This is a genomic window from Coprococcus sp. ART55/1 (genome assembly GCF_000210595.1).
Lineage (GTDB): Bacteria > Bacillota > Clostridia > Lachnospirales > Lachnospiraceae > Coprococcus > Coprococcus aceti.
In genome coordinates, this window is record NC_021018.1 from 625,443 (window position 1) to 648,864 (window position 23,422).

Sequence of the window (23,422 nt, forward strand, 5' to 3'; positions counted from 1 at the left end):
TAACACAAAAAAAAAGTGCATTCAAGCACTTTTTTCTGAAAATATATGTTTTATAAGAAGTATTCTGTCTGCCGGTCCGTGTTCTATTTTGCTCTTGTCCTGATGCTGTTTATTATATATGAAACACTGGCTACAACAAACAGAAGATAACCGACCGCAAGCTCACCCCAGAATGAACTCATAGTATCTGCAGCATCCAGCACATCATACATACTCTTATAACAGTCAAAGAAGCTCACATCATATCCATAATCACTAAATTCCTGATATAATTCCATGCTGACACTCAGTCTCTCTGAAATGTATATCATTCCTATACACAACACTACGCAGATTATTATGCCCTTCAGGTCAAGTTTCTTTCCAAACTTGTTGTACCCCATCATGGCACATATGACCATAACCGCTCCTGATATGCCTGCGATATAACCAAGCTTATACACAACAAGCCAGAGCACAACTCCGACCAGTGATCCAAGAAACGCTCCTACCAGTCCTGCCAGAACATTTGATCCGGAACTCTTTGCTTTTTTCCCCTGTGGATTCATAGTCTCCTGATCGTAGCCCTGGCCATATGGCTGACTCTGTCCATACATCTGGTTCTGTCCATACATCTGGTTCTGTCCATACATCTGGTTCTGGCCATACTGATGATTCTGACCGTACTGCTGTCCCGGATAATAGTTGTCCGTCTGTGAGGCAGCTCCACTATCCGGTTCAGCCGGATTGTTATACCGGTACATAGGACTGGTCTCACTGTGAGTTATTCCAAATTCATTCGGTACATACTGCAAGGCTGCCGGATTTGGCGCAAACGGATCCATACTACTACTACCACTACCCGCACTGAAACGCTGTCCCGGATATCCCATCTCCTCATTATTCATATTGTCTCCCATAATTGATTACTCCTCCCTTTTCTCGTATCTTTACTGATTACCTAATAGTATCCATACTATTCCGCCATTTGTCTCATTGCCGGTGAATGTATATGTTCCAGGCACAAGACTGCCTGAATATCCTGACCTGAGCAGCCAGTCATAATACTCATCCGCATCCCTTATCCCTATCTGTGCCAGGAGCTGACATATCTCGTATGCAGATGTTCCAGATCCAAATGTGATCTCTCCGCCGCCATTGTCATACTTGATGGCACTCGCTTTCACAGCCTCTGTCGCCGCCTCGGTAGTCTTATTTGTGCTGCTTCCTGAACCGGTCTGCGAATTCTTATCCTCTGTATAGCCGTTGTCCTTGGCAGATGGAACTCTCTCTGTCTTATCAGAAAGACCTCCGTTGTTATCTGTTGTGCCGGTTCCATTTGACTTGTCGGAGCTTCCGGTCGTACCACTGTTGCTTCCGCTGCCGCTCTCTGCATCGCTCTTGCCATTTTCTGACTTGCCTGTCTCTGTTGTAGTCTTATCAGCATTGGCATTCTTTTCCGTGGTTACTTTCTGTGTCGTTGTCTTTTCTGTCGTCTTATCCTCGGTCTTCTTCTCTGTTGTTGTCTCTGTGGAAGAATCCTCTGTGCTCTTATCCTGCTGCTGACTTACGACCGCCGTCTTGCCCTGACCTGAATCAGTTTTTCCGGCATTTCCAAAATTAAACGCAACAGTCATGGTAAGTGCTCCTATCACCAGCCCTGTACCAAGGCCTCTGAAATAACTTTTTTTATACATAGCTTACCTCCCGGACTGATTACTGTTTGTCAGCCTCATTGATCTTGTCTATCATAACCTTAGCCTCTCCAACTCCTATTCCAAGTTTGTTTGCGATCTCCATGATGCTGAGTCCCTTCTTGTGCAGATCTGCAACCTGTGACTCTACATCTGTGCCTTCATCCCATATATCAACAACCTTGTTCTGAGCGGCTTTCTTCTTTTTTCTCTTCTTTGAACGATTGTTTCTAGATCTGGCAGCATTGTTATTCTCAGCGATCGCTGCGGCTGCCTTCTCAGGATTTTCAGCCTCTACCACTGTAAATGCACTGTCTGTTACCGGTGCATCCTCCACACTGACTGCTTTCTCGGCAGCCTCTGCATCTGCAGCAGCCTCAGTGCTGCTCTCTGACTCGGTATTCTCTTTCTGCGCTTCACCCTCGGATGTCTCCGACTTATCATTGTCAGCGATACCGTCTGTCTTTACGTCATCTTCTGCTTCAGCATCAGCTTTAGTCTCAGCTCCATCTGCTGTCTCTGTCTTATCTGCTGCCTGAGAATCATTTTCTGACTGAGCTTTCTCTACATCCGGCTCAGTCTTCTCTGATCCGTTATCTGCCTCCGCAGGCTCTGACTCGGAAGTATCTACAGTCTCAGGCTCATCGTATGTCACAGGCTCTTTCTCGCTGGTATCATCCGGATCATATGCCTCGTATGCATCCTTAAGGCTCTGGTTGATGTAATCTATCATCTGCTTCTTGGCCTTCTCTGACAACTGTTTCTCACAAGCCTCAAGCTCTGTCTGCATCTTCTTCTTTGCAGCCTCTATACCCTCCTCGTATGCCTTGACTGCATCATCTATCTTCTTCTGGGTATCAGCCTGGGCTGTCTCATTTGCCTTGACTGTGCCGGCTCTGAACTCATCCAGCTCCTTCCTTGTGCTGTCCATGAGCTCACTCATTTCCTTCTTTGAACTCTCTCTCATCTCAGCAAGCTCTTTTTTCGATGACTCCCTGACCTCATCAAGGCCCTTTTTCATGTCTGATTTCACAGCTTCGCCCTGTTTCTTCAGCTCATTCTTCTTCTTCTCTACAAGGCTGTCACAATACTCATCAAGCTTCTTCTCCAGATTCTCCCTGCTCTCATCCATCACAGAATTCTCTGTATTCTCTTTTGGACCGTCAGTAAGGAAAAAGCTTACTATCACTATCGCTACACCTACTATCAATGTCACTATTGCCGGTATCATATACGTCTCTCCTTTTCGATGTATTTATAATTCTGTTCTCAGGCATTCTTCAGTTCATCAAACACCACATCATTCAGCACTTTTATGTACGTGCCCTTCATTCCCGATGATCTCGCCTCGATAACACCTGCGCTCTCAAACTTTCTGAGTGCGTTCACTATAACCGATCTTGTTATGCCTACCCTGTCTGCGACCTTGCTTGCAACCAGTATTCCCTCTTCGCCGTCAAGCTCGGAAAAAATGTGTTTGATCGCCTGCAGCTCTGAAAACGACAGAGTGTTGATCGCTGATCTCACTATGGCCAGCTTGCGGTTCTCCTCAGCATTCTCCTCATTGAGCGCCCGCATCATCTCAAGTCCCACAACGGTGGTTCCATATTCGCCAAGAATAATGTCATCTATATCGTACTCAGTCTGAAGTCTGTACAGAAACAGAGTTCCAAGTCTCTCTCCTGCTATATCAATAGGAAGGAGCAGACCATGATACTTGTCTATATCCTTTCCATCAAATCCAAGTGTCGTCAGATTAACATTCTCCTTAGTGGACAGGACGAGAAGAAGACGCTCGTTGAGCATGTTGTCTATGAGACTTCCTACCTTACCCTCAATGAGCTCATGGATCTCCGGAATATCCTCTCTGTTCTTGAGTCCGAGTATCTTGCCCTTCTTGCTATTACCATCACGTTTGAAGCAAGAATGTCGCTGAGCACATCACAAATGTCATTAAAAACAACCTTATGTGAATTGTTATTGTGCAATAACTTGTTGATTTTTCGTGTTTTATCTAACAATTGTACACTCATAAGTTATCCTCCATTTTTTTATGTAACAAAAAGTATCTTTTGCTCGAAATATTATGACTATTTGTGATTCTACCACAACAAGATTAACATAACAACCATATTTTATGTAAAGTTGTCCTAAAAACAAAGATTTAAGAAAGTGTTGATTTTACTGGATTTTTCAGCCACAACATATAGTGGTCAGTCTTTTTTTCGACACAATTTTAATAATTATGACAACCATACACTTCTTTTAATTTTTCTACAATTCAACAAAAAAACAGACAAATTCACTAATTGTCTCCAATTAGGAATCTGTCTGTCACATATCTTATATCTTAATTATTTATCAGCAGTCTCCGCCGCCTTGTTGTTGCAGGTATAACCACACTCCTGATCTGAGCATACCAGCTTATTGCCCTTTACTATCATGTACTTTCCACATTCAGGACATTTCTCATTGCTTGGCATTGCCCATGACATGAAATCACACTCAGGTGCATTGATACATCCATAGTATCTTCTACCCTTTCTCGTCGTCTTGATGACCACGTCTCCGCCACACTTAGGACAGGTAACACCTATCTTCTCGTAGAACGGCTTTGTAAATCTGCACTCAGGGAATCCAGGACACGCCAGGAATTTGCCGTGAGGACCATACTTGATGACCATGTTTCGTCCGCACACGTCACACACTTCCTCGGACACCTCATCCTCTATCTTGATGGACTCAAGTTCTGCCTCCGCCTTCTTCACCGCCTCGTCGAGATCCGGATAGAAATTGCGGACAACCACTTTCCAGTCCACGGTTCCCTCTCCTATCTTATCGAGAAGAGACTCCATGTTAGCCGTGAAATTCACATCTATGATAACCGGGAACGCCTGCTCCATGCTCTGGTTAACCGCATCACCTATGGCTGTCACATATAACTTCTTCTGTTCCTTCGTTATATATCTTCTCGCAAGTATGGTCGATATGGTTGGAGCATAGGTACTTGGTCTTCCAATTCCAAGCTCCTCCAATGTCTTGACAAGCAATGCCTCTGTATATCTTGCAGGCGGCTGTGTAAAATGCTGTTTCTCCTCAAAGCCGTCAAGCTCCAGCACATCGCCCTCAGCAAGATTGTTGATTCCCGCAACTGTCTCTCCTCTGTCATTGTCCAGATTGTATACAGCAAGGAATCCGTCAAATGCTATCTTTGATGCGGATGTCTGGAATGTCGCATCGCCGCAGCTTACCTTTACACTCTTGACAGAATATACCGCCCCCGCCATCTGGCTTGCAAGGAAACGATTATATATGAGCTGATACAGTCTGAACTGATCCCTTGAGAGCTGTTCCTTTACCATGACCGGTGACAGAGTCACATCTGTAGGTCTGATAGCCTCATGAGCATCCTGTATCTTCTTGTCTGTCTTGGCGCGTCCATTTGAATCGCCAATATATATCTCACCGAAATTGTCCGTTATATATTTGTCAGCAGCAGCAACTGCTTCCTCTGATATTCTAGTGGAATCTGTTCTCAGGTATGTTATGAGACCTATCGTTCCACGGCCCTTGATATCAACTCCCTCATAGAGCTGCTGTGCGATCCTCATCGTCTTGGATGTCGCAAAATTGAGCTTCGATGAAGCCTCCTGCTGCAGCGTACTTGTTGTAAATGGCAGCGGTGCCTTCTTGTTTCTCTCACTCTCTTTTATGGACTTTACAACGTACTCTCCATCTTGAAGACCGCTGAGTATCTCATCGAGTGCCGCTCTGCCTGATATCTCTTCCTTATTCTTACCATCTCCGGTAAACTTGAACGTGATAGGCTTCTTGAGCTTGCCGCCGGTCAGATTCGCGTCCAGTGTCCAGTATTCCTGCGGGATAAAATCATTTATCTCCTTCTCCCTGTCACACACGAGCTTGAGCGCAACAGACTGTACACGTCCGGCAGAAAGACCTCTCTTGATCTTTGCCCAGAGAACCGGGCTGATCTTGTAACCAACAAGTCTGTCGAGCACTCGTCTCGCCTGCTGGGCATCCACAAGGTTCATGTCTATGTCCCTTGCCTGCTTTATAGAATTCTTTACCGCATTCTTTGTAATCTCATTGAACGTAATTCTCTTGTAATCCTTATTCTCCAGCTTAAGTGCTTTCATCAAATGATAGGATATAGCCTCTCCCTCACGGTCCGGGTCAGTTGCGAGATAGATCTTGTCGGCCTTCTTAACCGCTTTTCTCAGAGCGGCAAGAATATCACCTTTACCCCTTATAGTGATATATTTGGGCTCGAAATCATTATCAACGTCTATTCCCATCTGACTCTTTGGCAGATCTCTCACATGGCCATTCGAAGCAATCACCTCATAGTTTGATCCAAGAAACTTTTTTATTGTCTTAGCTTTAGCTGGAGACTCAACAATAACAAGATTTTTTGCCATAGCTATCTGTCCTTTCTGTAGGTTTCCTGTAATTCTTATCATCCCAGAGCATCTTCCGGCAGTGTTCATTTTCATGGTCAGGCTCTGACATAATAATTTCTTACCAACTGTTTTATCAATCTTTTCTGTTCTAATTCATACAATATCTGAGTCACCTCAGACACTGAAATCCCAGTCTCGAAGCATATATCATCTATATGCCTTGATTCCAAACGTACACAACTATACACTTTTTTCTCTGCAGGCGCAAGTAAATTTTTGTTAAACGCCTTTGATTCAGCTCGGTTTATGCCCATTTCATCAAGTATATCCTCCACCTGTGTGACACACACCGCCCCCATTCTGATAAGTCCGTTACAGCCTCTGCTGCCCGAATCCGTGATCCTCCCGGGAACAGCATACACTTCCCGCCCCTGCTCCAGCGCCTGGTCCGCAGTGATCAGAGAACCGCTTTTTTCCCTCGCCTCAACGATGAGCACACCGGACGAAAGTCCACTGATTATCCTGTTCCTGTACGGGAATCTGAAAGCATCCGGTCTTATGTCAAGCCCACATTCCGACAGCACTACTCCGCCGCCATTTCTTATGTCGTGATATATATCATAGTTCTCCCTCGGATACGGAACATTTATACCACTTCCGAGCACAGCCACAGTCTTTCCTCCGGCCTTCATGGCAGCTCTGTGCGCAGTGCCATCTATTCCCAGTGCCATTCCACTGACTATAGTAACCCCTGATGCTGCAAGCTCCCCCGACAGCCTGTTGGCAGCTTCCCTTCCGTACACAGAGGCCTTTCTTGCCCCTACCACCGCAACCGCAGGGTCCAGATCCGCCAGCACATCCACATCCCCTGCTGCAAACAGAAGCATTGGGGGATCCGGTATATCATACAGCTTCCCGGGATACAGCTTATGTCCCGGATAAATATATGTAATGTCATTTCTTCTAAGCTCCTCTGCATATGCCGCAACTTTCCCGGCATCTCTGTGTTCAAGGAATCCGTCAGCCTGAGCCTGTGTGAGTTCATCCCGAAGCTGTTCCTCAGAAGTGTTCCACAGTCCTCTTATACCTCCGTATTTCATGGCAACGTTCATCTTCACAGTGTGAGTCATCCTGCTTATCATCCCAAACCAGAGATAAAGTAATTCCTCCGTCATGTCACACACCTCCCTGAATGTCCGCATTTCTGAAGAACACCGCTTCTCTCAGGTGTTTTATCCCGACCTCAGGATCTCCATCGAGATCCGCAATAGTCCTGGCTATCTTGAGTACCCTGTATGCTCCTCTCGCAGTCATATCCATATCGGCAAAACAGTCCTCCATGAAATTCTTTGCCTCGCCATCAAGCACTACATATTTACTGCATAATGCCGAATCCATCTGGGAATTGAACCGTATATTTTCACCGCTGAACCTTTCACTCTGTATCCTCTGGGTCCTCAGCACACTCTCCCTCATTTCTGCTGAATTCTTCCCTGTCCGGCCACCAAATAACTGTCTGCAGTCCACCTTCCTAACATCCACATTTATATCTATCCTGTCAAGCAGAGGCTTGCTTATCCTGGCATTATAATTCCTGATCTGCCTGACCGTGCATGTACACCTGTTCATATCCGGGTACTGTCCGCAGGGGCATGGATTTCTCGCCGCAACCAGCATGAAGTCCGCAGGAAATCTGTATATTCCACCAAGCCTTGATATACTGACCTCACCGTCCTCAAGGGGCTGTCTCATGACCTCGAGCACGTTCCGGTTAAACTCCGGCAGCTCATCGAGAAACAGCACACCACCGTGTGCAAGACTTATCTCTCCTGGTCTCGGATTATGCCCGCCGCCGGACAGGGCATGCAGGGATATCGTATGATGAGGTGCCCGGAATGGACGGCGGTTTATTATATGACAGGATTCATCCAGAAGCCCCGCCACACTGTACACCTTCGTTATCTCTATACTCTCCTCAAGGCTGAGTCTCGGAAGTATCGTTGGGATACGTCTGGCTATCATGGATTTGCCTGCCCCGGCGGGGGCCTGTCATGAGTATGTTGTGCATTCCCGCCGCGGCTATCTCCACTCCACGTTTAAGGGATTCATGCCCCATTACCTCAGAGAAATCCACTTCAGCTTCATCCCCTGACGTATCCAGCATGGCTTCTACATCAACATATTCAGGCTCTATGGTCTGTATACCACTCAAGTGATCGACCAGCTCTCCTATACTTGTGACCGGTATAACAGTCATCCCACGTATAATGGCGGCCTCCCTGGAATTCCCCGCCGGCACTATACAGCTCCTCACACCTTCGCTGTACGCAGAGTGAACTATGGACAGCACACCGCTCACCGTATTCACATGTCCGTCAAGCCCCAGCTCTCCAAGGATAAGTATGTTCTTTATATTGTCTGTTGGAATAACGCCCATGGACGCCAGCATACCCGCTGCGATGGGCAGATCGAAGGCAGTGCCTTCCTTTCTGATATCCGCCGGAAAGAGATTGATCGTTATTCTCTTCGGAGGAATGTTGAAACCGGAATTGCGCAGTGCAGTCCGGACCCGTTCTCCTGCTTCCTTCACGCAGGAGGACAGGTATCCGACCATATTCATAACGGGAAGCCCATCGTGTATATCCGTCTCCACTGATATGAGCGTCCCGTCGATTCCCTGTACAAGTCCACTTAATACTTTACTATACATAAGCAAGTGCTCCTTCCCGCTCTGCCGAGCAGCCTCTCCATCGGAGCACATATTACACTAAAAAGGATATCCCATAATCAAACACAAGTCAAACTCCATTTTGTATACCTGTTTGGAATATCATATCCTTGACTTTTTCCTTTTTCTTGCTGCCCTTAATCAGCTTCACCGAAGCCACCTTAAGCAGCACAAATGATGCTGCTAGATTCACACACACTGAGATCACGGCCATATGATCCACCACGAAATTCGTGTATTTACCGTATCCCGTCATGGTTTCCACCACAGATTCATTCTCGAGCAATCTGACGAAATTTTCTGCTATCCATATGGCAGGATTGACTGCATAGCAAACTGCCTTTCCCATCATATAAGCAGCATAACTGCTTCTTGAACCGTCCGACATATACATCATGGATTCAAAAACTTTTCCTATCGCACATGATAAAAACACAACAGTGGCTATAGTCACTATGGTTGATATGGCTGCCGACACAGAAGTTCTCTTCACGCAGGAGTAAAATATTCCGATACTACCAACGTATATATCTATAAAGAGAACCATTCCAAGGTATTTGAACAGTTCGTCCCAGCCCATTCCTCCAACTATGAATGCAACCGCCATAAACGGAAGAGTTGCTATGACATACATTGCCGTGGTGGCAACTGCCGACAGGAGCTTTCCGGCAACTATCGATATAGGTCTTACCGGAGTCGTCAGCAGGATCTCAAGCGTCTGTCTCTCCCTCTCACCGGATATCGAGGTGGATGTGATTATCGGAACTATGAGTCCTATTATGCACAGCTCACACACCGCAAGCACAGGAAACATCTGTGCAATATTTGAATAATATACCTGATATGCTGAGCCTCTGCTCGTCATGAAGAGCATTCCGACAACCAGCGCAAACAGGCAGTTGATGAGTGTTATCGTCACGACCATTCTGGCACTTCTCGCATTTACCAGAATATCCTTCTTCAATATGGGATTAATAATTGTTCTTCGCGCCACGATTCTCACCTCCCGTAATCTTAAGGAACAGGGATTCCAGATCTTCCTTCTCCCTGAAAAACTGATGAACGTGCACACCGTTGTCCACAAGACTTCTGAGAAGCTCGGCGTCAGACTCCCTCGTGCCTGAATAATAGACAAGAATTTCTCCATCTTGTATACTTATGCGATCCACATTGAATCTTTCCTTCACAATGACAGATATCCTGTTGGCTGAGGCCTCCGCATCAAGTCCCAACATATATCCCTTTATCCTTACAGGAGGCATGTTCTTATCACCATTTACAATCTCATCCACGCTTCCACTGGCCACTATCTTTCCGTGGTCTATGACACCTATACTCGTACACATCTCTGAAAGCTCCGGCAGAATATGCGAGCTTATCACAATGGTCTTGCCCATCTCCTTCAGATCACGCAGTATATTCTTCATATCATGTCTTGACCTTGGATCCAGACCCGAACTCGGCTCATCGAGCACCAGAAGCTCGGGATCATGTATGAGCGCTCTTGCTACACAGAGTCTCTGCTTCATACCTCTTGAAAGGCTGTCGACGAACTCGTCCTTTTTATCCTGAAGGGCGACAAGCTCCAGATATTTATCTGCGACATTCTCCACTTCCCGCTTGCTCATGCCGTACATGGAGCCATAAAAATCCATGTACTCCATGACCTTCAGATTGTCGTACACACCGAAAAAGTCAGGAACATATCCTATCTTCCGTTTCACATCCGCAGGTCTGCCAAGTGCGTCTACACCGTCTATGGTGACCTTTCCCGATGTGGCTTTAAGGAGTCCGCACATGATCCTCATGGTTGTCGTCTTACCGGCACCATTTGGTCCGACAAATCCGAATATCTCGCCCTTATCAATATGAAGGTTCATATGATCGAGCGCAACAAACTTTCCATATCTCTTGGTGAGTTCTTCTATATCAACCATTACCGGACACCTCCCCTCGCACTGATATGTGGAAGGTAACTGTCCACATAATAATCTCCCTGCTGAGGAGATATAAATCTCATAGCCAGGCATCCGTCCGACATATATTTGTCAAGTTCCTGCCCCTTTATGATCGTCTGTCCATCGGCAAATACCGTGTCATATTCACCGGTCTCTCTGTTGAGCATCTGCACTACGACCTTGTTCTTGCCGCTTCCCGCCTGGGTCTTATCGTATATCAGTTCCGTTATATCATCATTCTTGCCAAATCTGATGTTAACGTCCACGGTTTCAGAATACATCAACAGATCGTCATCACCATAATCTGATCCGCCGATTCCATTCTCATCCCTGTCATAAATGCTGTAATAATAAACTCCATCCACATCCTCATATTTAAGGGTATCTATGTCGTATACCATATAGCTGCCATAATTTTCCGTATCGGCATCACTCATCATATCCGGATCCCGCTGTATGGTTCCCCACACAGCCACAACGCCGTCATCTGCAGCGAGTCTACTGTACTGGGCAAGCCGGAGCTGCATGTAATAATTTCTGGACCATTCCGCCGACGATTCATCATCTCCGAAATAATCCTCACCATACTTCTTCGTGTAATATGATCTCATTCCGTCAAGTATGGAGCCACCGTCAAATTTGTGGGTATTCTTCCTGCTTATCCGTATGGTATCTCCCGCTCTCAGGACATCAGCAACGTAATAATATCCCTCGGACATGACCACAAGATTCTCCACATCGTACGAGGTGTCATTTGTCAATGTTCCCTCAAAGCCATCTGTATATAATGTCAAATTCTTCCGAATCCTTCCAATATCGTTGCTTCCAGCAAAGCTTGCATTAGCTGATATAGTGCCAAATGAACGATTGCTGTAATAATTCAGTGTAACGCCATCTTTTCCATCATTTTTTACCGCATTGAGATTGTCATAAAAGCTGGATTCCATGGAATCATCCATCTCGATGTTGGAATATTTGCTGTTGATGTCTATCTTGTATTGGCCTGATCTGCCGCCTATTATATATGAATATGCATCCTCCCGCTTGGTATCACCGCTTATATCCGCAGCCACAAATGTAAGTCCGATAGGCTTTGTAACTCTGTACTTGAGGCTTACCATATATATGGCACCTGTACCGATAATTGCACATACCGGGATAACTCCCCATATGAGCTCCTTCTTTTTGAGCCTGCTGAGGACGATGTACGCCACAGGACCACACACAATGATATATATGATCAGCACGAGCATAATGACAACAGGTGACGGGGTGCTTCTCTTGTTGGCTGCATTTGCCACATCATATCCATAATATGTGCCACCATAATACCAGCCCCCATCGATCCAGTTCTGTGTCATATCCGTAAAGCCTGCCTCCAGAGCAGCCTGCGCCTGGGCAGTCTTATCCTTCTCATCCGTCTGTGCAAGCGAATACGGGAGCACCACGATCCTGCCATATCCCATATTCAGATAGTACCCATCTGAGCCGTCCAGCTCATGTACCTTCTGTGTGTCATTCACAGCGGAGACAAAATCGCCGTCAAAGCTGCTGAGTTCATTTTCATCTGACGACTTGGCCAGTATCATAGCTCCACCACTGTACACCCATTGTTTTATGGCAGCACTCTGCTTCTCTGACAATCCCGACAGATCATAATCATCCACCAACAGATACTCTATAGCCTCCAGTCCCTCCTCGGACTCAGGAATGTCTGAGGGTGATAATGCAACAGTCTCTACCTTTGCATTATCATACACATTGTCCATGGAGACATCCTCTATATAAGACATGGCATCCTGTCTGTCACTCATCACGCCCACCGCAACTACCATATCATTGCCCTCTATACTCAGTGAATCCCGCTCTGAGTACACCAGCTCTCCGTCACTGTCCTTGATCTCAACCTTTGCTATACCGGAGCCCATATTATCGACACAGAATTCCAGCTTTGTATTTTCTCCTGCCTTTAATTCCACATCTCTGGCATATGTCATATTCTTCGTGCCAAAGCCTTCTGAATAGCTCGTCTGTACAGACACATTTCCCGCAAAATCTGTGTCGCACACAATATCCAGCCTGATAACACTGCCTCTGTCATTTACCGCATATCCATTGAGTCCATACTTTAGCTGTATATCAAAATCAGGGTTATTTTCAATTATCCTCTGTTCAACCCGTCCATATGCACTATCTGTGTTCGTTTCCGCCATAGCTGGACAGATCATACCTCCAAGCAGCATAAGTGCAACCGCACCGCCACACGCAAGTTTCGCCGATCTGATCATAAGTCTTTCCTTCCAATTTGACTTTATTTTTTACACTAAACTTATAATAAATTCTGCCGGTAAATAACGCAACTTACACTTTCGTAAGGACACGTCAAAGCTCTTCCGGCATTCCCCGTCCGCGCAAAAAAAGCTCCCCGGATACATCAAATATCATGTATTCAGGGAGCTGCTCAACTCTTAACTGAAATATACTACCTCTTCATCAGGTGCACTTGTGAGTGTGACCTTCTCTGCTGTGAGAACAGGTCCTTCACCTTCAAAATCTGGGTAATACTCGTAGCCTATCTTGGCTGTGACATCAACCCACTGTCTGTCCACAAGATTCTTAGCACCCTGATAATAGCACTTGAATCCGACAAACTGGATATCCTCAACACAGCATGTCATGGCGAATCTTCCAGGAACAAATGCATTGCTGCCGTACTGCTTTGGTCTAAATACCATGGCCTTGAAGTGGATCTTCTTGCCGTCGTATCTCTCTTTCATGTCAGATGCATCCACATACCAGATACCGAAATCGTCATCCGGCAGTTCTATCACATCTGCGCTCACATCGTATGGCAGATCCTCAGGTTCATTTGTCTCAGGTGCAATGGAGCCATCTTTCATCTCAAAGATGATCTGTGCTCTTCTGTTCACCGCCTTGATGGATCTTCTCCACTCAGGGATCTTGGAATTCTCATCACATCTGTTGAAGATGACCATGTCCGCACTGTTGAACTGCTCAACCATGGTTGCCTTCATGTTCTGTGAGTACACATCGTATGTCTCCGCATTCACAAATGAGATAACCTGGACAACCGTCCATCCCTTTGGAACCCTTATCTCAAATATCTTATCGAGCTTCCACATACCATTGTACTCGATCATGACCTGTTCCGGATTGTATTTGTCCTGAAGGTCAAGGAGATGGTCTGTGGTGAGCTGATCTTCCTCTATGAACTCTGTATATATATTAGCCTTCTTCAGAGCCTCAAGATCATACTCCTCCTCTCCGTCCTCACAGACGAGAAGAAGTGTCTTGGCTCCACCTGTAAAGCCTCTGTCCATCAGGGTCTCCTTGGCAAATGTTGTCTTACCGCTCTCAAGGAATCCCATGAACACATATACAGGTATCTCTTTATTCTGACGTCCCATCATATTAACTCCTTATCATAGAACAACCTTCTTAAACCTCGAACAGTTCTGCAAGGTCGTCCTCCTTAAGCTTGCTTCCTATTACGCAAAGCTTACCAGTGATGTCAGCCTTGCCCTTTCTGACCTCAAACTCGCCTGGTACAAGATCAAAGTACAGCCACTCACCTGCATCGCTAGGTACGATACCCTTTGCTCTGAGGATAACACCGTACTTCTCTGTGTCAGCCAGAGTGTCAAGGATCTCTCTGAGTTTGTCCTCATTGTACTTGTGTGGTGTCTCCTTGCCCCAGCTTGTAAATACCTCATCTGCATGATGATGGTGGTGATCATGGTCATGGCAGCCACATGTACACTCATCGCCATGGTCGTGATCATGATGATGATCGTGGTCATCGTGGTCGTGGTGATGCTCGTGCTCGTCGTGATCGTGGTGATGCTCGTGCTCATCGTGGTCGTGATGATGCTCATGGTCGTCATCATGGTCGTGATGATGGTCATGGTCGTGACAGCCACATGTGCACTCATCGCCGTGGTCGTGGTCATGATCATGTCCCTTCTTAGCCTCATCCATCATTGTCTCCTCAAGAGACTTGTAGTTCTGCATAGCCTCTCTGATGGCTGCTCCATCGATCTCATCCCATGGAGTTGTAATGATGGTTGCATGATCGTTCTTCTCTCTGATCATGGCTACAGCCTTCTCTATCTTGTCCTGTGTAGTAGTCTGTGTTCTGCTCAGGATGATAGTGTTAGCACTCTCGATCTGGTTGTTGAAGAACTCGCCAAAGTTCTTCATATAAATCTTAACCTTTGACACATCGGCAACTGTTGTGTAGCTGTCGAGCTCTACATCAAGATCTCCTGATACATCCTTTACTGCCTTGATAACGTCAGACAGCTTGCCAACTCCTGATGGCTCAATGATGATCCTGTCAGGTGTGTAATCTGTGATAACCTGCTTAAGTGCAGTACCGAAATCTCCGACCAGTGAACAACAGATACAACCTGAGTTCATCTCTGTGATCTGAACGCCGGCATCCTTCAGGAAACCGCCATCGATTCCTATCTCACCAAACTCGTTCTCTATAAGAACCAGCTTCTCTCCCTTAAATGCCTGCTCAATAAGTTTCTTGATCAACGTTGTCTTGCCAGCTCCAAGGAAGCCTGAGATAATATCAATCTTTGTCATATCAATCACTCCTTAAACAAATTTATATTAAGACCATGTATACTAAATACACGGTCTTTGATATCTACATCCACATGATTATACTCGATTGCTTTTATTTTTGCAAGAAATCAGACATCATATGTGGATTATTGAGTATTTATTTCATGTGTACATCCATCTGATTAAATGGAATCTCTATGTCATTCTCGTCAAATGCCTTTTTCAGCTTCCACATGGCATCCCACTTGGCATCAAAGAACTTCTCTATCGTCGCATAGAACTTCACATACATATTGATCCCACTGTCTGCAAATTCATCTATATAGAACAGAATCTGCTCATCCGGAAGATAACCATCCACATCCTTAATGGTCTCAATGGTAACCCTCTTGACCTTCTCCATATCAGAATCATACGCAACAGAAAATGGTATATCCACCCTCCTCATATCATGCTCTGTCACATTCACAAGGGATGTGTTGGATATGTTGCCATTCGGTATGACGACTGATTTGTTGTCGAAAGTTATCAGCCTTGTATAGAATATGTCTATGGACACGACTGTTCCTTCGCAGTGGGTATTGTTCTCCACAATATAGTCACCGACCCTGAATGGTTTTAATATGAGAATCAACAAGCCGCCCGCAAGATTCGACAGACTTCCCTGAAGTGCAAGTCCGAGGGTAACCCCCGCTGTGCCTAGTATAGTTATAAATGAAGTGATCTGAAATCCCACAATGCTCGCCGCAGTGAGCACGATCAACACATTCAGAACAATCTTGACCGCAGATATGAAAAAACCAGCAACGCTTGGATCCAGCTTTGACCTCTCAAAACTCTTCCTGAGTATCCTGAGCAGCAACTTCACCAGCTTGAAGCAGACGACCATGAATATGACAGCCACAACTATACTGCCAAGCTTGGACATACACCAGTCTGTAAGCTTCTGGATATACTGCCCTACGATACTTACCTGATCCGTGGCCTCCTTCACCGCATCCCCGACCACACTCTCTGTGGTCGCAGTATCAGCCGCCATGTTATACAGATCACCAATCAATAGCATAAATGTCTATTCCTCCTATTTTACATGGGCAAACACTGCAAATGACAGTGCAGGAGCACTCACTTCTATCACGCCATCCGCAGCAGTCTTATATCCTTTGTTATTGTTGCCCTCGCCTCCGTATTTCAGGTTATCACTTGAGAAGATCTCTCTGTACTTTCCATCCGTCTCAACCGGAAGCTTATATCCTGTCACATTTTTAAGTCCGAAGTTGCAGACAATATACACATCATCTGCGACATCCAAACCATGTCTTACAAATGATATTACCTGTCCCTTCTCCTGTATATCAAGTGCACTGCCGGCAAGGTCCCTGCCATCACCGCACAGAGCATTCTTTGTATCGTATAATTTGTTGAGTTCCTTTATATATTTCTGAAAATAGCTGTTTGCATCGAACTCAAGAACCGACCAGTCGATCTGGGTTCTTCCGTCAAACCCGGCAAATCCGCCTAATTCCTGTCCCATAAACGTCAGCTTTCTTCCCGGTAGTGACATGATGAGACCAAACAGAAGTCTGAGATCAGCATACTTGTCCTCATAGCCACCCGACATCTTGGATGCGTAACTTCCACGCTCATATGCAACCTCATCATGGCTGAGCGCCCATACGGTATCATCCTTCTCGTCAAATGGTATACCACATGTATAATCCATAAAGCTTCCTCTGTTCACTGGAGGTATCATCATGAAATCTGTCACTCTGGACACAGCTTCATTATTCCACCTGAGATCTGTCATGACAGCATCGCCTGCAGTGCCGAGGGTTGTTCTCAATGCTCTGATAAGTTCCTCGTCCTCCAGCCTTACTCCGTCCAGATGATATGTGTCTATCCAATATGCGATGCAATCCACATCCCTCACAGATACCATATCCATGATAACGCCTATTCCCTTGCTGTGGAAATGGTCGACCATAGCCATGAACTCCGTAGGTTTTCCAAATCTCGATGTCGGAGCGAACATTCCCACGGTATCATAGCCCCAGCCATTGTCATCTCTATATTCCATAAGTGGCATAAACTGTATGTAGTTGTATCCCATATTCTTCACGTACATGGCAGCCTCTTTGCCAAATTCGAGATAGTTAAGAGGATATCCATCTGAGTTTCTCTTCCATGTCGGCATGTGGACCTCATATATATTTACCGGGGCAGATACACTGCCTCTCTTCTTCATATATGAAGAGTCTAACCAGCTATACTCAAGCTTTGCAAGTACCGATGCATTTCCCGGTGCCACCTCATAAACCTCAGCGTAAGGGTCTGCAAATATATCTGTATTTCCATCTCTGTATAATGCCTCGAATTTGTATCTGGTATTCATGAGATCGCCCGGAATGAACAGCTCAAACATATCAGTGTAGTCAATCCTTCTCATAGGATTCACGCGTCCATCCCATCCGTTGAAATCTCCGACCACACTGACCCTGGTTGCCCCCGGCATATTCATGCAGAACGATACACCCTGTACACCATCGAGCGTGATCTGTCTTGCTCCAAACAGATCCTTTACATGGAAATCCGACAATATTCCATCGTCTCCATTTACCACCTTCATGACATTGACCGGATCCACGCTGTATCCGAATGAATACGGATCATAGAATTCAGCCGCCTGCTCGCCTTCTGTTATGAGCTTATATGCAAATGCCCCGCTATCCTCGATCTTCACTGTAAAAAATCCCTGTGAACCTATCTCGGTCATAGGATATTTAAATATCGGCTCGCCCGTTTCTTCATTTATCCTGAGAACAAACGCAGCCGTAGCCCTCGGAAGGTATGCATTTACATAGCAGTCATTAAGACACTGGTGCATACCAAGAATATGATGAGGGTTGCCATGCGTACCCCTTGTTATCGCTGCAACCTCATCTGATTTCAATACAAATATCTCCATAAAACCCCTTCTCCTAATGTTAGTCTATCTTGTGTATAAATATTCCGCTTCTGAGCTTTGGCTCAAACCACGTTGACTTTGGAGGCATGAGAAGTCCCGCATCTGCAATGTCGAACAGTTCAGTGATGGATGTCGGATACATCGAGAATGCAACCGCCATTCCTCCATCCACCAGACGCTCAAGCTCTGCAAGTCCTCTGATTCCACCTACGAACATGATCCTCTGATCAGTTCTCGGATCATGTATTCCAAGTATCGGTGCAAGCACATTGTCCTGAAGTACCGATACGTCAAGTCTGCCCACGACATCATCCGGAACAATACCTTCTCTGACATCCAGTCTGTACCAGCTTCCATCCATGTACATTCCCACCTGTCCTTTGACCTGTGGTTCCACCGGAACATCACTGGCTGTCACATCAAATATCTTTGAAACCTCATCCATGAATTCCTGCTTGTCATGTCCGTTGAGATCCTTTACCACTCTGTTGTACGGCATGATCATAAGCTGGTCATGAGGGAAAAGTACAGAGAGGAAATAATTGAATTCCTCATCCCCGGTATATCCCGGATTCTTCTCTCTCATATGGATTCCCGCCTTGACGGCCGATGCCGCCCTGTGGTGTCCATCCGCTATATAGATATCGTCCACTCCTTCAAATGCAGCTCTGATGGTGTCTATATCTTCCTGGCCATCTATTATCCATACGTTGTGAGTGATCCCGTCAGGTGATGTGAAGCCGTACAACTTATCACCCTTCTTCACTCTATCGATGATCTCGTCAACCTTATCTATCGCTCTGTACGCAAGGAATATAGGTCCCGTCTGCGCTCCGCATGCCTCGACATGCTTTATTCTGTCTATCTCCTTGTCCTCTCTGGTATTCTCATGCTTCTTGATGACTCCATTCATATAGTCATCTATAGAAGAACATGCCACGAGTCCTGTCTGATGCCGGCCATCCATGATAAGCTCATAAATATAATAGACTGGTCTGCGCTCCATGATATATGTTCCATCATCTATCATGCCCTGAAGCAGCTGACCAGCCTTATCATATACACATGGAGCATATGTATCCACATCTGGTCCAAAGGATGTCTCTGCTCTGTCCACTTTCAAAAATGATAATGGTTCGCGCTTGACCTCTATCTCTGCTTCCTGACGGTTATACACATCGTATGGCAAGGCAGCTACTCTGCCTGCAACATCTGGTCTCGGTCTATAGGCTCTAAAACTTCTGATTGTTGCCATATTCTCTACTCCTGTCATAAATATTTTATTGTATGTGCCAATTAACCTCTTACAGCCTTGACAACCTTCTTGATCGAATCCTCATATTCCTCCTCTGATGAGTTCTCGAATATGAAGAGATCCTTGATGTTTGTAGGCGGATTGAAGTTCTGGCTGTTGATGTACTCATCCCAGTGCTCAAGCTTCCATGTATCCCTGTCTGAAGCTCTCTTGATCATTCTCTCATGACATACATCTTTTCTTGTATTTACCCAGATAACGAAGAGCTCTGCATCTTTCTCTGCAAGCTTAGCGCGAAGATTGTCAAGATACTCATCATCTCTGATCTCCTCTGTAAACGGAGCATTGATGAGAACTGTATCATTGTAATCCAATGCCTCAAATGCAAGATCCAGCACACAGTAATACTCGTAATCTCTGATCTCCTTCTGGAAGAAGTCTGATGAACGGTTGTACTCCTGTCCGGCAACCACAAATATCTGCTTTGAAAGCACGATAAGTGTATCCTTGTCAAGGTATACACAATTGTGAAGTGCCTTTGCAACCTGCTTTGAAATAAATGTCTTTCCACATGCTGGTGGTGATGTAACTAAAATAAGCTTCTTCATATCTATAAATGCCTCCATGTAAATGAAATCAATTTTTCTAATAGTTTATCACAATTGCTATTTGCTTACAACATTTTTTAACGTTAAATAAAAATAAAGAACAGCAAAGAACAATATACGTAAAAAACCGTCAGACCTGTTTTGCAGGCCTGACGATTAAGATCATATATTCCAACTATATGTTGTTATATTTTATTTTACTATGATTGTACACTTTGCGTACTTACCACTGCCATCCTTAGCCTTACATTTAATTACCGCACGGCCCTTCTTCTTACCTACTACTGTTCCACTTGTTGTTACGGTAGCTATCTTCTTATTTGAGGAAACCCAGGTAACTGCCTTGTTGTTTGCAGTTGCAGGACCTACTGTTGCCCTGAGTGTTATCTTTCCCTTTCTCTTTATGGTTGCTGTCTTCTTGTTTAACTTGATCGAAGAAACCATAATAACTGAATTGATTGTACACTTGGCAGTAATATTGCTTCCGTCCTTTGATTTACATGTGATAACTGCCGAACCCTTTCTAACAGCCTTGACAACTCCTGTTGACGAAACTGTTGCAACCTTGGTGTTCGATGATGACCATGTAACCGCCTTATTGTTTGCCGCTGCAGGACCTACAGTTGCCTTGAGTGTGAATGTCGCACCCTTCTTGATAGTCTTGTTTGTTGCATTGAGCTTGATGGATGTTACAGGCTGTGAAACCGTAACAGTACACTTTGCAAGCTTGCCGCTTCCATCCTTAGCCTTACATGTGATAACTGCTGTTCCCTTTGATACTGCTGTGATAGTACCATTGTTTACAGTTGCTACCTTGCTGTTAGAAGTTGTCCACTCAACATTTCTGTTATTTGCGTTAGCAGGAGCTACAGTCGATGTTATTCTGCCCTGTTTACCCACAAACAGATTCAGTTTTGTCTGATTAAGTTTTATTCCTGTAACCGGCTGGTTAACTGTAAGTCTGAGAGCTGCCTTGGCCTTTCTTCCTTCAATGCCTTCGACAGCCTCGCATGTGATTGTCGCTGTACCACGGCCCTTAGCTACTATCTCACCGTTCTCATTTACTGTTGCAACTGCATCACTTGATGATGTCCACTTCAGTGCTGCACTGGCTGCATCCTCTGGATTGATAGTTGTATTTACTACAATTTATCGCCAACATTTACTGTCTTGTTAGTCTCAGCAAGAACTATGGATGAAATCTGCTGAATAACAGTGACCTCACATGTCTTTGATATGTTACTTCCATCTCTTGCAGTACATGTTATTGTTGTTGTTCCGGCTTTAACACCTGTTATTGTTCCGTTTGATACTGTTGCAACACCCGGATCACTTGACTGCCATATAACATTTCTGTCATTTGCATCTTCTGGAAGTACGGTCTGCTTAACAGTTCCTCGTTCACCCACATACAGAGTGAGCTTCTCCTTGTCAAGTGTTATAGCACTTACATACTTCTTTACTGTAAGAGTGAATGATGTTGTTTTCTCACTTCCATCAACTGCTGTAGCTGTGATAACTGTGGTTCCTCTGTCGAGGGCTGTTATCAAACCATCCTTGTCAATGCTTGCAACACTCTCGTCTGATGATGCCCAGATGACTTCCTGATTCGATGCAGTTGCAGGGGATGCAGTGCTTGTTACCTGCAGTGTATCACCAGCATATATTGTTGTCTTGTCTCTGTTTATTCTAAGGCTTGTAACTCTCTGCTTTACTGTAATGTTGCAATCCACATACTCATCATCTGAAATTGAAAATCTGATAACAGCAGTTCCTGCTGATCTGGCAGTAACTGTAGCCTTTGTCTTATCTGTTGAACTATATGACACCGAAGCAACGTTTGTATCTGACGATGTCCACTTCAAATTCTTGTAAATACTTGCATCATCCGCATCGATAACAGCCTCAAGTGATACTGTTCTGCTTTCCGTATCTGCTCCGAGCAGCAATTCTGCACTGTTCATATTGAGAGTCAAACCTTTTACAGGCGGCTGTACAGTCACATGACACTTGCCGTACACCTGCTCAGTATCAACAGATGTACATATGATATCAGCTTCTCCCGGATTGACTGCCTTCACATTTCCCTCGGCATCGACCGTAGCAATGCTCTCATTTGATGATGACCATACAACGCTCTGCTCCACTGCAGTATTTGGAGAAACCGTAGCAACGAGATTACTGCTTCCACCTGCAATGATCGTCATTCTAGACTGTGAAAGTGTCACGCTGTTTACTCTCTGTTCAACATTTACCTGAATTACTGTCTCTACATCAGGATTATCAGTTGATGTAAAATGAAGGAATGCGATTCCTGCACCTCTTGTTGTTATAGTCTTACTTGATGTATTAAACGACAAAACCTTATTGTTTTCTTTGCCATCCGCATCAGTCACCTTACAAGTGAATCCTGATATCTCTTTGGATGCAAGACCATCCTCGGTAACACACTTTACATCCAGCTTCTTAGAGCCATTTCTTGGATATGTTCCACAGTCCATGTTGATGACTGCGCCATTCTCGTATGTTATCTGGTTGCCTGCATCATCCTTCTCGTTCTGATCTACAAGATAAAGTCCGGTAACAGGCTTGTGACACTCCATATTCACATATCCTATAGCACGATCATTCAGCAGAATGTTAATCTGAGCTGTTCCCGCCGAAACACAGGTCAGTTCTCCTGTCTCCCTGTCTATCTGTGCAACTCTTTCATTTGACGAACTCCATGTTATGTTCTTGTGTGGATTCTTTTCGTCATCCGTAGCTGTAAGTGTAGTCGTATCACCAACTCTGAAGCTGAGTGTAGAACTGTCTGACTTTACAACATTTCCATCAGTTGTATACCATACTGTGACCTTGAGCGGGTTAAGAATGTTGAGTGTGAACTTGACCTTCCCCATTCCTGCTCCTGTATAGTAATTGTATGTAATCTTCTCCGCATCCGGCTCCGCTGTAAATATATATCCATCAAGCTGTCCTCCAGTCACGGATGACGCCTCATTGCTGGCATCTATGCCCTGTATTCCTGCGTATCCTGTAGTATTCCTGTTTCGTTTATGAATTTCAACCCCATTATCATCCGTTAAAGGCTTGCCGTTGTTATCTACAGCAACAGGAAGTTCATAGTCATACCACGCCTTATGCAAACCATAGACTTTTGAAAAATCGCTAAAATCATAATCATAGTTCGTAGTATCAAGTGTTATATCCCTGCTATT

At 45.1% G+C, this 23,422-nt stretch carries 18 protein-coding genes and 1 pseudogene; all 19 read right to left on the reverse strand.

Translation table 11 applies throughout. The features are described from left to right. Nucleotides 1-83 precede the first annotated feature (83 nt). Nucleotides 84-899, reverse strand: a complete 816-nt coding sequence (locus CCU_RS03080; protein WP_015533521.1) for a hypothetical protein — start codon at nt 897-899, stop codon at nt 84-86. A 30-nt stretch (nt 900-929) separates the two neighbouring features. Beyond that, nucleotides 930-1,676 (reverse strand): hypothetical protein, encoded by a 747-nt coding sequence (locus CCU_RS03085; RefSeq protein ID WP_015533522.1) that lies wholly within the window; start codon nt 1,674-1,676, stop codon nt 930-932. Nucleotides 1,677-1,695: 19 nt separating this feature from the next. Beyond that, a complete protein-coding gene (locus CCU_RS03090; protein WP_015533523.1) occupies nt 1,696-2,904 on the reverse strand; it encodes a hypothetical protein in 1,209 nt (402 codons plus the stop codon). Between the two features lie 38 nt (nt 2,905-2,942). Then, nucleotides 2,943-3,706 (reverse strand): annotated as a pseudogene (codY, locus tag CCU_RS03095) (GTP-sensing pleiotropic transcriptional regulator CodY). A gap of 321 nt (nt 3,707-4,027) precedes the next feature. Then, nucleotides 4,028-6,112 carry a type I DNA topoisomerase gene (topA, locus tag CCU_RS03100; protein WP_117549412.1) on the reverse strand — a complete coding sequence of 695 codons (2,085 nt, stop codon included), beginning with the start codon at nt 6,110-6,112 and terminating at the stop codon, nt 4,028-4,030. Nucleotides 6,113-6,189: 77 nt separating this feature from the next. Further along, nucleotides 6,190-7,269, reverse strand: coding sequence for a DNA-processing protein DprA (gene dprA, locus CCU_RS03105; RefSeq protein ID WP_015533526.1), 1,080 nt, complete (start codon nt 7,267-7,269; stop codon nt 6,190-6,192). A gap of 1 nt (nt 7,270) precedes the next feature. Beyond that, nucleotides 7,271-8,116: a YifB family Mg chelatase-like AAA ATPase gene (locus CCU_RS14000; protein ID WP_015533527.1), complete on the reverse strand. Its 846-nt coding sequence runs from the start codon at nt 8,114-8,116 to the stop codon at nt 7,271-7,273. Beyond that, complete coding sequence (locus CCU_RS14005; RefSeq protein WP_015533528.1) at nt 8,070-8,804, reverse strand: magnesium chelatase domain-containing protein; 735 nt, start codon at nt 8,802-8,804, stop codon at nt 8,070-8,072. The genes CCU_RS14000 and CCU_RS14005 overlap by 47 nt, the downstream gene beginning before the upstream one ends. Before the next feature lie 88 nt (nt 8,805-8,892). Beyond that, nucleotides 8,893-9,816, reverse strand: coding sequence for an ABC transporter permease (locus CCU_RS03115; protein ID WP_208895941.1), 924 nt, complete (start codon nt 9,814-9,816; stop codon nt 8,893-8,895). Next, nucleotides 9,794-10,759 (reverse strand): ABC transporter ATP-binding protein, encoded by a 966-nt coding sequence (locus CCU_RS03120; protein WP_015533529.1) that lies wholly within the window; start codon nt 10,757-10,759, stop codon nt 9,794-9,796. Before CCU_RS03120 ends, CCU_RS03115 begins: the two co-directional genes overlap by 23 nt. Next, entirely contained in the window at nt 10,759-13,068 is a 2,310-nt protein-coding gene (locus tag CCU_RS03125; protein WP_015533530.1) for a hypothetical protein, read from the reverse strand. Before CCU_RS03125 ends, CCU_RS03120 begins: the two co-directional genes overlap by 1 nt. A gap of 180 nt (nt 13,069-13,248) precedes the next feature. Then, entirely contained in the window at nt 13,249-14,208 is a 960-nt protein-coding gene (locus CCU_RS03130; RefSeq protein WP_015533531.1) for a TIGR03943 family putative permease subunit, read from the reverse strand. Nucleotides 14,209-14,239: 31 nt separating this feature from the next. Beyond that, entirely contained in the window at nt 14,240-15,394 is a 1,155-nt protein-coding gene (locus tag CCU_RS03135) for a CobW family GTP-binding protein (RefSeq protein WP_015533532.1), read from the reverse strand. A gap of 139 nt (nt 15,395-15,533) precedes the next feature. After that, nucleotides 15,534-16,442 carry a mechanosensitive ion channel family protein gene (locus CCU_RS03140; RefSeq protein ID WP_015533533.1) on the reverse strand — a complete coding sequence of 303 codons (909 nt, stop codon included), beginning with the start codon at nt 16,440-16,442 and terminating at the stop codon, nt 15,534-15,536. A 15-nt stretch (nt 16,443-16,457) separates the two neighbouring features. After that, on the reverse strand, nt 16,458-18,341 hold the full coding sequence (locus CCU_RS03145) for a GlgB N-terminal domain-containing protein (RefSeq protein WP_015533534.1): 1,884 nt from the start codon (nt 18,339-18,341) through the stop codon (nt 16,458-16,460). 19 nt (nt 18,342-18,360) lie between these two features. Further along, the gene (locus CCU_RS03150) at nt 18,361-19,596 is read right to left on the reverse strand and encodes a DUF1015 domain-containing protein (protein ID WP_015533535.1); all 1,236 of its coding nucleotides are present in this window, start codon (nt 19,594-19,596) and stop codon (nt 18,361-18,363) included. Nucleotides 19,597-19,637: 41 nt separating this feature from the next. After that, entirely contained in the window at nt 19,638-20,204 is a 567-nt protein-coding gene (locus CCU_RS03155; RefSeq protein ID WP_015533536.1) for an AAA family ATPase, read from the reverse strand. Nucleotides 20,205-20,396: 192 nt separating this feature from the next. After that, nucleotides 20,397-21,353 (reverse strand): Ig-like domain-containing protein, encoded by a 957-nt coding sequence (locus tag CCU_RS03160; protein WP_442852322.1) that lies wholly within the window; start codon nt 21,351-21,353, stop codon nt 20,397-20,399. Continuing rightward, on the reverse strand, nt 21,347-23,422 hold a 2,076-nt coding region (locus tag CCU_RS03170; RefSeq protein ID WP_208895943.1), incomplete at its 5' end, for an Ig-like domain-containing protein. The genes CCU_RS03160 and CCU_RS03170, both read right to left, overlap by 7 nt.

What these genes read in the sequence shown, in the direction of transcription:
- CCU_RS03150 (WP_015533535.1), bottom strand. Translation starts at nt 19,596, where the DNA reads ATGGCAACAATCAGAAGTTTTAGAGCCTATAGACCGAGACCAGATGTT.
- CCU_RS03130 (WP_015533531.1), bottom strand. Translation starts at nt 14,208, where the DNA reads ATGGGACGTCAGAATAAAGAGATACCTGTATATGTGTTCATGGGATTC.
- CCU_RS14000 (WP_015533527.1), bottom strand. Translation starts at nt 8,116, where the DNA reads ATGATAGCCAGACGTATCCCAACGATACTTCCGAGACTCAGCCTTGAG.
- CCU_RS03145 (WP_015533534.1), bottom strand. Translation starts at nt 18,341, where the DNA reads ATGGAGATATTTGTATTGAAATCAGATGAGGTTGCAGCGATAACAAGG.
- topA (WP_117549412.1), bottom strand. Translation starts at nt 6,112, where the DNA reads ATGGCAAAAAATCTTGTTATTGTTGAGTCTCCAGCTAAAGCTAAGACA.
- CCU_RS03125 (WP_015533530.1), bottom strand. Translation starts at nt 13,068, where the DNA reads ATGATCAGATCGGCGAAACTTGCGTGTGGCGGTGCGGTTGCACTTATG.
- CCU_RS03120 (WP_015533529.1), bottom strand. Translation starts at nt 10,759, where the DNA reads ATGGTTGATATAGAAGAACTCACCAAGAGATATGGAAAGTTTGTTGCG.
- CCU_RS14005 (WP_015533528.1), bottom strand. Translation starts at nt 8,804, where the DNA reads ATGTATAGTAAAGTATTAAGTGGACTTGTACAGGGAATCGACGGGACG.
- CCU_RS03090 (WP_015533523.1), bottom strand. Translation starts at nt 2,904, where the DNA reads ATGATACCGGCAATAGTGACATTGATAGTAGGTGTAGCGATAGTGATA.
- dprA (WP_015533526.1), bottom strand. Translation starts at nt 7,269, where the DNA reads ATGACGGAGGAATTACTTTATCTCTGGTTTGGGATGATAAGCAGGATG.
- CCU_RS03085 (WP_015533522.1), bottom strand. Translation starts at nt 1,676, where the DNA reads ATGTATAAAAAAAGTTATTTCAGAGGCCTTGGTACAGGGCTGGTGATA.
- CCU_RS03135 (WP_015533532.1), bottom strand. Translation starts at nt 15,394, where the DNA reads ATGACAAAGATTGATATTATCTCAGGCTTCCTTGGAGCTGGCAAGACA.
- CCU_RS03155 (WP_015533536.1), bottom strand. Translation starts at nt 20,204, where the DNA reads ATGAAGAAGCTTATTTTAGTTACATCACCACCAGCATGTGGAAAGACA.
- CCU_RS03080 (WP_015533521.1), bottom strand. Translation starts at nt 899, where the DNA reads ATGGGAGACAATATGAATAATGAGGAGATGGGATATCCGGGACAGCGT.
- CCU_RS03140 (WP_015533533.1), bottom strand. Translation starts at nt 16,442, where the DNA reads ATGCTATTGATTGGTGATCTGTATAACATGGCGGCTGATACTGCGACC.